This window comes from Mycobacterium sp. NGS64, assembly GCF_059812245.1.
Window position 1 is genome coordinate 446282 of the sequence record NZ_JCALCI010000004.1, and the last position, 11724, is coordinate 458005.

At 66.4% G+C, this 11724-nt stretch carries 13 protein-coding genes, 1 tRNA gene and 2 pseudogenes; 10 read left to right on the forward strand and 6 right to left on the reverse strand.

What is annotated here, in order from left to right:
* Positions 1-60: 60 nt before the first annotated feature.
* The 4 genes from AC5Y4S_RS20035 (at position 61) to AC5Y4S_RS20050 (ending at position 2603) form a co-directional block, all read left to right on the forward strand.
* Complete coding sequence (locus AC5Y4S_RS20035) at positions 61-690, forward strand: cell division protein SepF (protein ID WP_068108493.1); 630 nt, start codon at positions 61-63, stop codon at positions 688-690.
* Between the two features lie 119 nt (positions 691-809).
* Positions 810-1112, forward strand: coding sequence for a YggT family protein (locus AC5Y4S_RS20040; RefSeq protein WP_067149893.1), 303 nt, complete (start codon positions 810-812; stop codon positions 1110-1112).
* A 239-nt stretch (positions 1113-1351) separates the two neighbouring features.
* Positions 1352-2164 (forward strand): DivIVA-like cell division protein Wag31, encoded by an 813-nt coding sequence (wag31, locus tag AC5Y4S_RS20045; protein ID WP_067149887.1) that lies wholly within the window; start codon positions 1352-1354, stop codon positions 2162-2164.
* An 82-nt stretch (positions 2165-2246) separates the two neighbouring features.
* Positions 2247-2603, forward strand: coding sequence for a hypothetical protein (locus tag AC5Y4S_RS20050; RefSeq protein ID WP_500034381.1), 357 nt, complete (start codon positions 2247-2249; stop codon positions 2601-2603).
* A gap of 3 nt (positions 2604-2606) precedes the next feature.
* Here AC5Y4S_RS20050 and AC5Y4S_RS20055 read toward each other — a convergent pair.
* A pseudogene (locus AC5Y4S_RS20055) lies at positions 2607-3308 on the reverse strand (phosphoribosyltransferase); the annotation flags it as partial.
* 130 nt (positions 3309-3438) lie between these two features.
* Between AC5Y4S_RS20055 and AC5Y4S_RS20060 the strand changes: the two are divergent.
* Complete coding sequence (locus AC5Y4S_RS20060; RefSeq protein WP_500034382.1) at positions 3439-3639, forward strand: hypothetical protein; 201 nt, start codon at positions 3439-3441, stop codon at positions 3637-3639.
* Between the two features lie 77 nt (positions 3640-3716).
* Here the strand turns inward: AC5Y4S_RS20060 and AC5Y4S_RS20065 are convergent, their stop codons facing one another.
* Positions 3717-4367 carry a TetR/AcrR family transcriptional regulator gene (locus tag AC5Y4S_RS20065; RefSeq protein WP_500034383.1) on the reverse strand — a complete coding sequence of 217 codons (651 nt, stop codon included), beginning with the start codon at positions 4365-4367 and terminating at the stop codon, positions 3717-3719.
* Between the two features lie 109 nt (positions 4368-4476).
* Here AC5Y4S_RS20065 and AC5Y4S_RS20070 point away from each other — a divergent pair, with 109 nt between their 5' ends.
* The 3 genes from AC5Y4S_RS20070 to AC5Y4S_RS20080 are packed head-to-tail and all read left to right on the forward strand — an operon-like array spanning position 4477 to position 6703.
* Positions 4477-5073: a DUF302 domain-containing protein gene (locus AC5Y4S_RS20070; protein ID WP_500034384.1), complete on the forward strand. Its 597-nt coding sequence runs from the start codon at positions 4477-4479 to the stop codon at positions 5071-5073.
* Positions 5066-5962, forward strand: a complete 897-nt coding sequence (locus tag AC5Y4S_RS20075) for an alpha/beta fold hydrolase (RefSeq protein WP_500034385.1) — start codon at positions 5066-5068, stop codon at positions 5960-5962. Before AC5Y4S_RS20070 ends, AC5Y4S_RS20075 begins: the two co-directional genes overlap by 8 nt.
* 9 nt (positions 5963-5971) lie before the next feature.
* Complete coding sequence (locus AC5Y4S_RS20080; RefSeq protein WP_500034386.1) at positions 5972-6703, forward strand: hypothetical protein; 732 nt, start codon at positions 5972-5974, stop codon at positions 6701-6703.
* A gap of 205 nt (positions 6704-6908) precedes the next feature.
* Here the strand turns inward: AC5Y4S_RS20080 and AC5Y4S_RS20085 are convergent, their stop codons facing one another.
* The 3 genes and pseudogenes from AC5Y4S_RS20085 to AC5Y4S_RS20095 form a co-directional block, all read right to left on the reverse strand.
* Positions 6909-7367, reverse strand: a complete 459-nt coding sequence (locus AC5Y4S_RS20085) for a type II toxin-antitoxin system VapC family toxin (protein ID WP_500034387.1) — start codon at positions 7365-7367, stop codon at positions 6909-6911.
* A gap of 3 nt (positions 7368-7370) precedes the next feature.
* Positions 7371-7676: pseudogene (locus tag AC5Y4S_RS20090) on the reverse strand (type II toxin-antitoxin system Phd/YefM family antitoxin); the annotation flags it as partial.
* A 166-nt stretch (positions 7677-7842) separates the two neighbouring features.
* Positions 7843-7928: transfer RNA gene (locus AC5Y4S_RS20095), tRNA-Leu, on the reverse strand.
* Positions 7929-8051: 123 nt separating this feature from the next.
* On the opposite strand from AC5Y4S_RS20095, the gene AC5Y4S_RS20100 reads away from it, so the two are divergent.
* Together AC5Y4S_RS20100 and AC5Y4S_RS20105 are read left to right on the forward strand one after the other, a co-directional pair.
* Complete coding sequence (locus tag AC5Y4S_RS20100) at positions 8052-9398, forward strand: M20/M25/M40 family metallo-hydrolase (RefSeq protein ID WP_500034388.1); 1347 nt, start codon at positions 8052-8054, stop codon at positions 9396-9398.
* Between the two features lie 25 nt (positions 9399-9423).
* Positions 9424-9954: a YbhB/YbcL family Raf kinase inhibitor-like protein gene (locus AC5Y4S_RS20105; protein ID WP_500034389.1), complete on the forward strand. Its 531-nt coding sequence runs from the start codon at positions 9424-9426 to the stop codon at positions 9952-9954.
* 93 nt (positions 9955-10047) lie between these two features.
* On the opposite strand, the gene AC5Y4S_RS20110 is transcribed toward AC5Y4S_RS20105, so the two are convergent.
* Entirely contained in the window at positions 10048-11679 is a 1632-nt protein-coding gene (locus tag AC5Y4S_RS20110) for a PE family protein (protein ID WP_500034390.1), read from the reverse strand.
* Positions 11680-11724 lie beyond the last annotated feature (45 nt).

The window sequence follows — 11724 nt, forward strand, 5'->3', positions numbered from 1 at the left end:
CACTGTAGTCACACCTTCATCACAGACACCAATAATCCCAGGGGCTAGAAGGGTTAAGCGATGAGCACACTGCACAAAGTCAAGGCCTACTTCGGTATGGCTCCGATGGAGGACTACGACGACGAGTACTACGACGACCGGGCGCCCTCTCGCGGATTCCCCCGCCCGCGTTTCGACGACGGCTACGGGCGCTATGACGGGCGCGACTTCGACGACCCGCGCGGCGAGCCCGCCGACTACCCGCCGAGCTACCGCGGCGGCTACCCGGAGGAGCGGGGCTACAGCCCCCGCGAATTCGACCGCCCGGAGATGGGCCGCCCGCGCCTCGGGTCGTGGCTGCGGAACTCCACGCGCGGCGCGCTGGCGATGGACCCGCGCCGGATGGCGATGCTGTTCGAAGAAGGCAGCCCGCTGTCGAAGATCACCACGCTGCGGCCCAAGGACTACAGCGAGGCGCGCACCATCGGCGAGCGGTTCCGCGACGGCACCCCGGTCATCATGGACCTGGTGTCGATGGACAACGCCGACGCGAAGCGGCTCGTCGACTTCGCGGCCGGCCTGGCCTTCGCGCTGCGCGGCTCGTTCGACAAGGTCGCGACCAAGGTGTTCCTGCTGTCGCCCGCCGACGTCGACGTGTCACCCGAGGAGCGTCGCCGGATCGCCGAAACCGGCTTTTACGCTTACCAATAGGCGCTCCCCGGCCGCCGGCTAGCAGGTCGGCGGCCGTGAGATGTGTGCCCGCACCGTTGACTCGGTACGCTGGCGGCTGATATTCGGGTCATCTCATCGGTTAGGTCGGGGCGTCGGAGTTGGTGCTGTTCTTTCAGATCCTTGGGTTCGCGCTGTTCATCTTCTGGCTGCTGCTGATCGCCCGGGTCGTCGTCGAGTTCATCCGTTCGTTCAGCCGCGACTGGCATCCGACCGGCATCACCGTGGTGGTTCTCGAGATCATCATGTCGATCACCGACCCGCCGGTGAAACTGCTGCGGCGGCTGATTCCGCAGCTCACCATCGGGGCGGTCCGCTTCGACCTGTCGATCATGGTGCTGCTGCTGGTCGCGTTCATCGGCATGCAACTGGCGTTCGGCGCCGCGGCGGGAGCCGCGCCGTGAGCGCGCCGACGGAGCCCGGAGACGGTTCGGCCACGTTTTAGCGTCGGTTCGGCGGCCGCGATTTAAAAACTTTAAGGGTTTGGATTTTATTGGTCTTAGTGTTTGAAATTGGTTCTTAATTATTGGGCTAATCGGCTACCGCCGGGTCTGGTGTGACAGGATGGACGGCAGTTGCACGACGGCAACCACTCCGTTCTACACTTTCCAGATCGTTTGACAGGAACTCGAGGGGACGAACAATGCCGCTTACACCAGCCGACGTCCACAATGTGGCGTTCAGTAAGCCGCCGATCGGCAAGCGCGGTTACAACGAAGACGAGGTCGACGCCTTCCTCGACCTGGTGGAAAACGAGCTGACGCGGCTCATCGAGGAGAACTCCGATCTGCGTCAACGCATCGAGGAGCTGGACCGCGAGCTGGCCGCCGGGGGTGGCGGCGGCGCCGCCCAGCCGACCCAGGCGATCCCCACCTACGAGCCCGAACCCGAGCCGGTCAAGCCGGCGCCCGTCGTGGCACCCCCGCCGCCCGCGGCCCCCGCGGCCTCCGCGGGAACCAACGAGGAGCAGGCCCTCAAGGCCGCCCGGGTGCTGAGCCTGGCCCAGGACACCGCCGACCGGCTCACCAGCACCGCCAAGGCGGAATCCGACAAGATGCTTGCCGACGCGCGCGCCAATGCCGACCAGATCCTCAGCGAGGCCAAGCACACCGCCGAGACCACGGTCGCGGAGGCGCGGCAACGTGCCGACGCGATGCTGGCCGACGCCCAGAGCCGCTCGGAGACCCAGTTGCGGCAGGCCCAGGAGAAGGCCGACGCCCTGCAGGCCGACGCGGAACGCAAGCACTCCGAAATCATGGGAACCATCAACCAGCAGCGCACCGTGCTGGAGGGCCGCCTCGAGCAGCTGCGCACGTTCGAGCGCGAGTACCGCACCCGCCTCAAGACCTACCTCGAATCTCAGCTCGAGGAACTCGGCCAGCGTGGGTCGGCGGCACCCGTCGACTCCAGCGCCGACGCCGGTGGGTTCGACCAGTTCAATCGGGGTAATAACTAGCCTGGCAGCCGCGCCTAGCCACGACGCGGCACATTAACTGCACTAGACCTGGCAGTCCCGCTCGTCGCCTGGAGGATGGCCGATGCTGATCATTGCGCTGGTACTCGCCCTGATCGGGCTCGTCGCGTTGGTGTTCGCGGTCGTCACCAGCAACGAGTTGGTCGCCTGGGTGTGCATCGGCGCCAGCGTCCTGGGCGTGGTGCTGCTGATCATCGACGCCCTGCGGGAACGCCAGCGGCGCGACGCCGGCGGCGAAGTCGCCGAAGACGCTGCGGGGGACGGCGAGGACGCGACGGTCGATTACCCCGAGGAAGTCCCGGAGGAGGGCGAACGAACCGCCGCCGAGGACACCACCGTCGGCGAGTCGTCACAGGGGCTCGAAACCAGCGACGAGTCCGCGGTGCCCGCCGACGGCCGCGGCGAGGACCGCACCACGTAGTCGTCAGCGGGTCGGCGTATTCAGCAGCTCGCGGACCTCGTCGTCACTGACCTGGTGGAAGTCGGCGTACACCTGCCCGACGGCTTCGAACCCCGGCGGCATGGTCGCGCACACCACGTCGTCGGCTTCCTGCCCGATCTCGCGGCACGTCGACGGGGGGCCGACCGGGACCGCGACGACGATCGACCGCGGGCCCGCGGCCCGCAGGGCGCGGACGGCGACCAGCATGCTGGCTCCCGTGGCGATGCCGTCGTCGACCAGGATCACGGTCTTGTCCCGCGGGTCGGCAATGGGGCGGCCGCCCCGGTACGCCTGCTCGCGCCGGTGGAGTTCGGCCGTCTCGCTGGCGATCACCTCGCGGACCTGCTCGTTCGTGATGTGCAGGCTCGAAACCACGTTGTCGTTCATCACCACCGCACCGCCGCTGGCCAGCGCCCCCATCGCGAGCTCCGGCCAGCGCGGCACCCCGAGCTTGCGGACCAGGAACACGTCGAGCGGGGCGTGCAGCGCCGCCGCGATTTCCCACGCCACCGGGACGCCGCCGCGGGCGAGCCCGAAAACCAGTAGATCGTCCTCGCCCCGGTAACACGCCAATTGCTCGGCGAGCACGCGGCCGGCCTCGCGACGGTCGCGGAACGTGCGCGTCGCCGTTCGCCGAAGAAAGCCGCTCGGTGGGTTCATTGGTCGCATTCGCCAGGCTTGGCCTTTATCTAGCCTACGTGCGGCGTCGAGGTTCGCGAAGAAGGTTATGGGGACGGATTCTCGCGGTGAGTTTCCTCACTCAGATAGCCTTGTGCGCGAGGGGAATTGGCGGCGACACGAGAGGAACAGCGAAATGAGTCGGCGCACCTACACGTCCTACAGCATCGCCTGCGCGGTGGTGTGGGCCGTCATCTTGATCGGGGTTTCGGCGGTGGCGGGCGCCGACACCCGGCGCACGTTCCTGCTGGTTGGCTTCGGATGGGGGATCGGCTGGCTGTCGGCGACGATCGCCCGGGCCGTCTACCCGCCGCCGAAGCGGGGCATCGGGTCGTAAAACCGGGTGTGAGGGGGGACTTGGCCGTCTGCGACACGAGGTCTTTGAGTTGAGCCGCTGATCAGCCAGCGGTTGGGTCACGCCAGGCGCGACTCGATGAATGCGCGGGTGGCTTCCTCCAGACGGCGCCGGGCCGCGTCGGGGACTTCGCGCAGTGGACCCTGCTCGGAGAGCACTGCCAGCCCGTGCACCGTGGCCCAGATGGGGTATTCGATCCCGGCGCGGCGTGCCGGATCGAGCACGCCGGCGTCAACCAGCTCGTCGAGCGCCACGCGCAGCTGATCCAGCGGCAACGGGCCCTTTCGCGCCTCCAGGTCCCCGGCTCCGTAGGCGTGCTGATGGGGAAGGGCGAACGCGGTGGCGAACAACCCCGGTTCGGCATGGGCAAATTCCAGATACGCGCGGAAGATCGCGCGGAAGCGACGGCGCGCGGCACCGGCATCGCCGTAGGCACCGCGCACCCGGGCCACGTCAGCTGCCATGCGGGCGGCGAGCTCGCCCAAGGCCTCCGCGCACACCGCCGCTAGCAGCTCATCACGATCGGCGAAGTGCCGATAAGCCGCGTTGGGCACCACCCCGACCATCCGTGCGGCTTCCCGCAGCACCACCGCGCCCGGGCCGCCGGCGCGGGCCAGCTCGACGCCCGCGGCGAGCATTCCGTCGCGAACTGCGCCTCGTGGGCGCCGCCGACCGGCCTCGGTCACTTCATCCGCCGCTTTGTTCGCCATCACCACAAATTAGTGGACACCGTCCACGTAATGCAATAAAGTGGACGCCGTCCACATAAAAGTGGACGCCGTCCACGAAACGCCGCCTTGGTGTGTTGGAGGAACCGCCATGACTAAATCCGTGACGCCGTCTGTTGCCGGCCCCGCCGGGACCCGCATCGTTGCCCACCAGGTCAATCGCCTGGTGATCGACTCCGATAGCGGTTTCGACGATCTGTGCCAGCGCTACGAGGCACTCGTCCCCGATATCGGGCCAGATGAACTGAGGGTCCTGCTGAAAAAGGGCGACCTGGATGAAGTGGTGCGCTACACCGCCGCACGCACACCGCACACGTTTGCCCGGTTTTGGTCCTTGGATCCGACGCCGATGATGCGGCTACTGGGGCACAAGACCCGGGTGATGACCTACATGATGGGCAATAACGTGGTCGTGGAGACGATGTACCGCCACAATCCGGCGGTCATGCTCTATGCCCCGCTGCGCACCGCAATCTATGAGGATTCATCCGGCGCAACCCATTTCAGCATCGACCAACCCTCGACACGTTTCGCCAGCTTCGGAGATCCCCGCATCACCGAGGTGGGCGGCCTGCTCGATGCCAAGCTCGCCGAGTTGCTGTCGCTACTCAGGCTGCCGGTGCCCGTCGAACTCGGGCAAAACCATCCAGATCGACGCCGCGACAACGAAGTCCAGCACCATGCATGAACCAACCGAACGACTCCTCGATCACGACGGTGGTCAATTGTATGTGCGCGACCATCCGGGCCGTACTCCGGCGATCGTGGCGATGCACGGATTTCCCGACGACTCCCGTATCTATGACCGCCTCATCGGTCCGGTCTACCCGCAGCGGGTGGTGACATTCGACTGGATCGGCTACGGGCGTTCAAGCCGGCGCGATTCGCGGGAATCGAGCGTCATCAACCGTCAAGAAGAGCTGCTGGCCGTCTGCGACGCCCTACAGCTCGAGCAGGCGGTGTTGGTCGGACATGACGCATCGGGACCGGAAGCCATCGAGTTCGCCCTGGCCCGTCCGGAACGCGTTGCCCGGCTGGTGTTACTGAACACTTACTACGGGCGGCGGCCGAACCTTCGGTTGCCCGAAATGATCGCTCTGATGGCCGATCCCGCGTTTACACCGTTGACCGACGCTCTGGTCAACGACCCCGATCAGCGGTTGTGGCTGTTGGCCTACACCGGCCGTCGCTTCGGCCTCGATGGGAGCCTTCCCCCCGACGGCATCGGCGTCAGCTCCATCGTGCCGCAATTTTTCGGCGACAACAGCCAATCCGATGCGCTTGCCGAAATCCGGTCATGGACCGGCGGTCTTCCCGCGGCCCTAGACCGCCAGGACGCGGTGATCGCATCCGCCAGGCTGCAGACCGTCGAAGTGCCGGTGTCGGTGATATTCGGCCGCGATGATCCGAATCTGACTCCTGATGTGGCACAACACATCTGCGCACTATTCACGAACTCTGAAGTGCACCTGATCGATCGCGCCTCCCACTGGCCCCAATGGGATCAACCCGAGGTGGTCGCCGATCTCATCAAGCGATCCATTGCCACGCCCGTAACGCCGACCCCCAATAGTTAGGAGATTGAGATGAGCAACGAGCTTCTCGACAGTGTGCTGGACGCCCACGGCGGGCTGGCGAACTGGGACCGCGTCAGCGCGGTCACCGCCGAGATCGCGGTCGGAGGGCCGTTTTGGGCCCTGCGAGGCCAGCCGGACCTGGCGCCCATGCTGACGATCTCACTAGACGCCCACCGCGAACACATCACGACGATGCCTTTTCCTGGGCCCGATCAGTGTTCAGTGTTCGACGTGGAGCCAGAACGGCTATGCGTTCGGACCACCAGCGGAGAGGTCGTTGAGGAGCGCACCGATCCGCGGACGAGCTTTCCCCCGTTTGACCTGCAATCCACGAAGTGGGATGGGATCCAGACCGCCTACTTCACCAGCGCGGCAAACTGGAACTACTTCACCCAGCCGTTCAGCTTCACTTACCCCGGCGTGCGGGTCAGCGAAATTCGGCCGTGGCGGGAAGGTGACGAAACCTGGCGGCGCCTCGCAGTGCACTTTCCGCCGAACAACGCCAACCACAACTCCGATCAGGTCTTTTACTACGACCAGCACTTCATGCTGCGTCGGATGGACTACGCCCCCGATGTGACCGGTAATGCTCCCGTGGCGCACTACACCGATGACCCCAAGACATTCGACGAGTTCGTCTTCCCGACCCGCCGTCGCGTCTACCGGCGCGGCGACGACGGCATCGCCGACCAACGCCTCGCGATCATCACCGTGGATGTTTCCTTGGTCCGCGTTCAGTGACGTGCCCAGCGCTGCGTGGGCCACCGCGATGTTTGATCGCCTGCCACGATGTCAGCAAATGCAGAAAACCCACTCCGACCACCCTCAGAAGCGGTTTTTGTCTCTACAGCGAATCTTTTGTGTGATCGCGGCTTCGCCGCTCAACACACGCCATCGGTGAGATCTGGCGAGTCGGCACCTGATCGTCGTCCGTGCTCGGGTCGACTCACTCTAATGTCAGGCGGTCGGGCTGGTGGTCGAGTTGGGCGGGAGCGACTCGGCACCCGGCGGCTTGGGCTCCGGTGTGCAGGCGTCGGTCCCAGACGGCGACGATCAAGCCGGGGTCGCCGAGTGCCAACGCGCTGGCCAGATGGACAGCGTCGGCTCCGCGTAAGGCATAGGCTCGGGCGAGGTGGCCGGCGTGCTGTTCAACCGTCGCGGTGAGTTCGACCGGGCGGGTAGCGGCCCAGAAGTCCTCCCAGTCAAGCTCGGCTGCTGAGAGCTCGGATTCGGTTAGGTCGTGATTGCGGGCTGCGGCGGCGAGCGCGGCGCGGACTTCGGGGTAGGCCAGGCGGCTGGACAACGCGGCGTCGCAGCCGTCCCATAGCGCGGACGCCAGCGAGCTCCCTGTCTCGGTTGTGAGAAGTTTGACGAAGGCGCTGGCGTCGAAGTAGACGAGCGGCACTGGTCAGCGCCGCTGGTCGCTGACGTGGTCAGACACCGGCCGCCGCGATCGGGGTCCGGACCGTCCGGCAGCGACAGGCCGCTGCGCGGTGGCCTTGCCAATCACGCCTTCGGCCGTGAGACGCTCCAAGGTGCCCGTGCTGTCCAGCGCAGCGAGTCGCGCGACCGGAATCCCGCGGTCGGTGATGACGACCTCACCACCAGCCCGAGCTCGATCGAGCCAATCGCTGAGGTGCGCACGCAACTCGGTCACGGATACATCCACACCCTGAACTGTACACTCACTTAACCCTGATTTGTACATATCACTAGTGGCTGCGGCAACGACCGCGCAAGCCGGATGCGAGGTGACCACGGGCCGATACGCCGAGGTGTACGCGAGCCTGGATGTGTGATCGCGGCGCGGCTTCGCCGCTCAACAGACTCCATCGGCTCGGAAATGAACGCGAGCGTTCATTTCGCTCGCCTCAGTCGTGTGTCCGAGGGGGGACTTGAACCCCCACGCCCATTAGTAGGGCACTAGCACCTCAAGCTAGCGCGTCTGCCATTCCGCCACTCGGACAAGACCAACGAGAGTTGGCAGCTAAGGCTATCGGATCGGCCCGCGCGGACCCAAGTTAGCTCGCCGCGGGGCGGGGGTTCCGGGCCGAGCCCGGCGGCGCCGGCAGTGGTAGGAAAGGTGGTTGTGACCGATCACACCGAGCTGCCGTCCAATCGCTTCGATGACGTGGTCGAGGTCGTCAGCAAGCTGATCCGGTTCGACACCACCAACACCGGTGAACCCGAGACCACGCGGGGCGAGGCCGAGTGCGCGCAATGGGTCGCCGAGCAGCTCCAAGAGGTCGGCTACCTGCCGCAGTACGTCGAGTCCGGCGCCCCCGGCCGCGGCAACGTGTTCGCCCGCCTACCGGGCGCGGACAGCTCGCGCGGCGCCCTGCTGATCCACGGGCATCTCGACGTGGTCCCCGCCGAGCCCGCCGATTGGACTGTGCACCCGTTTTCGGGCGCGATCCGGGACGGCTTCGTCTGGGGCCGCGGCGCGGTCGACATGAAGGACATGGTCGGCATGATGATCGTGGTCGCCCGACACTTGAAGCGGGCCGGCATCGTGCCGCCCCGCGATCTCGTGTTCGCGTTCGTCGCCGACGAGGAGCACGGCGGTCACTACGGGGCGCAATGGCTGGTGAACAACCGGCCGGAGCTGTTCGATGGCGTCACCGAGGCGATCGGCGAAGTAGGCGGGTTCTCCCTGACCGTGCCGCGCCGCGACGGGGGAGAGCGCCGGCTCTACCTGATCGAGACGGCCGAGAAGGCGATGTCGTGGATGCGGCTGAGCGCCCAGGGCCCGGCCGGACACGGGTCGATGGTGCACGACCAGAACGCCGTCACTGCCGTCGCCGAGGCGGTCGCCCGGCTGGGCAGGCACCAGTTTCCGCTGGTGGTGACCGACACCGTCGAGCAGTTCCTGGCCGCCGTCAGCGAGGAGACCGGCTTGAGCTTCGACATCCATTCGGACGACCTGGCGGGGACGATCGACAAGCTCGGCCCGATGGCCCGCATGCTGAAGGCCGTCCTGCACGACACCGCCAACCCGACGATGCTCAAGGCCGGGTACAAGGCGAACGTCATCCCCGCGACGGCGGAGGCGGTGGTGGACTGCCGCATCCTGCCCGGCCGCAAGGCGGCGTTCGAGGCCGAGGTGGACCAGCTGATCGGCCCCAGCGTGACCCGCGAATGGATCAGGGACCTGCCGTCGTACGAGACGAGCTTCGACGGTGAGCTGGTCGATGCCATGAACGCCGCCGTGCTGGCGGTCGACCCGGACGGCCGGACGGTGCCCTACATGCTTTCCGGTGGCACCGACGCGAAATCCTTTGCGCGCTTGGGGATTCGCTGTTTCGGCTTCAGCCCGCTGCGGCTGCCGCCGGACCTGGACTTCGCCGCGCTGTTCCATGGCGTCGACGAACGGGTACCCATCGATGCGCTGAGGTTCGGCACCGAGGTGCTGGAACACTTCCTGACACACTGCTAGCAGACAACCAAAGAGAGGATCGCCCATGAGCCTGCCGGCCGACCCGTACGACGCGCTGCCGAAACTGCCGTCGTTCACACTGAATTCGAATTCGATCACCAACGGGCAGCCGCTGGCCACCCCGCAAGTCAGCGGGATCATGGGCGCCGGCGGGGAGGACGTCAGCCCGCAGTTGAGCTGGTCGGGGTTCCCTCAGGAGACCCGCAGCTTCGCCGTCACCGTCTACGACCCGGACGCCCCGACGCTGTCCGGGTTCTGGCACTGGGCGGTGGCCAACTTGCCCGTCGACGTCACCGAGCTACCCGACAACGCCGGCGACGGCAGCGATTTGCCCGGCGGCGCACTGACTTTGGTGAACGACGCCGGCATGCGCCGCTACGTCGGCGCCGCGCCGCCGCCGGGGCACGGCCCGCATCGTTACTACGTCGCGGTGCACGCCGTGGACGTCGAGAAGCTCGACCTGCCCGAAGACGCCAGCCCGGCGTTCCTCGGGTTCAACCTGTTCCAACACGCGATCGCGCGCGCCTACATCTACGGGACGTATGAGCAGAAGTAGGCCGCACATTCGCGAAAGTGCAACTGCCGACAGGCCCAGTCGGGCAACGCGTCGGTAGTTGCACCTTCGCGGCACGGGTGCGCCACAGGCCGCCTACGGTGCGATAGCCTCGGCGATCTGCCGTGGCATGAAGTTCACCAATTCGGGGATCAGGCCGCCGAATTCCGTTCCGCCCAAGGTGACGGTGACGACCTGAAGGGGCTGGCCGATACCCGGGGAGACCTCCATGGTCGCCGAGATCGGTTGTGGCGGAGTGAGAATCCCATCGAAAGGCATGTGCACCACGATCGGCGTGTTGGCGGGGACGATCGTGATGCCCGGGAGGAGCGGCGGGAAGGCGCCGATCGTCACCGTCTCGGCGACCGGGATTGTCAGGTCGATGACGGTATGGCCGTTGAGGAAGCCGTTCAGGGCGTAGGCGGGCATGTCTACGAGTGCGCCGACCGCCGCGACTCCGTTTCCGGTCTGAAGTGCCGCCCCGAACACCGTGGCGCCCGTCGCGAGTCCGTCCAGGGTGGCGATCGGCGGGCCGATGATGGCGAAGCCCAGCGGCAGGGTGGATGTGTTGAAGGCGTTGACGAAGTTCTGCGCCATCTGTTGGGGGATCGAGCCCGGCGGGAGCAGGTTGACGAGGGACTGTTGCTGTTCGGCCGAGATCGAGGCCAGGGGAAGAAGGTCCCCCGCCGGGCCCTCGATCGTGTACGAAGGCGCGCTGAGCAGCGACGGGTTGCTGGGGTCGACCCCGATCGCCTTGATGTCGATTCCGCTGAGGAACAGATCCAGGAATGCGCGCGGGACCGCCTGAACGGCGCCGTGGTAGTCGCCCGTCATGACCGAATTGCCGGCCGTGCCCAGGTCGCGTTCGAACACGGGGAGGGTTTTCTGCAGGTCCGCGCCGAACTGTTGCAGGGCCGCGTTGGTCGCCTGGTTGTAGCTGTTCTGCTGGTTGATGAACGATTCCATCGCGGGCACAAAGGTCGATGTCCCCTGGATGCTGATCTGGATGTTGGCCGGAATGTTGGCCAACGTGGTGGGGAAGTTCTGCAGCTGGCTGGCCACCACCGTGCCGACGGTGTGCGCGTAGCCGTTCTGGTTGCTGATGACCTGCCGCAGGGCGGGAAACGGGTCGGACATCCAGTCGTTGTAGATGGTTTGCAGGTTGGCGCCGGTGTTGGCGAAGAGCGTCTGCCACGGCCCGCCGGCTTGGGAGGCGGTCGTGCCGGCCGCGAACAGTCCCGGCAGCAGCCTGACCTCGATCCCGTCCCACTGAGCGGTCAAGAAGGAACCGATCTGCTGGCCGGCTCCGCTGAAGATCGAGCCCACGGGGCTTCCGCCGAGCAGGCCGCCCAGAACCCCGCCGCCGCTGCCACCGCCGAGGATCGGGGCCAGGCCACCGAGGATCGGATCGGTGGCCGCGGCGGGCGCGCTCATTGCGTTGGCCGCGTTGGCGATCTCGGTGCTGAGGTATGCGGCCGCCCCGCCGTTCAACAGGTTCGAGAATTCGTTGTGAAACGCCGCCGCCTGGGCGCTCAAAGCCTGAAATTGCTTACCGTACAAGCCGAATAGGCGCGAGATCGCGGTCGACACGTCGTCGGCGCCCGCGGCGGCGAGGCTGGTGGTGGAGCCCGCCGCCGCCGAGGGGGCCTCGTCGAGGCTGGAGCCGATCCCTGCCAAACTCTGGGCCGCCGCCGACACGATTTCCGGCTCGGCGACTAGAAAGGACATACCTTCCCCCTCGACTCACACCCCTTCCGCATACGCGACCATATT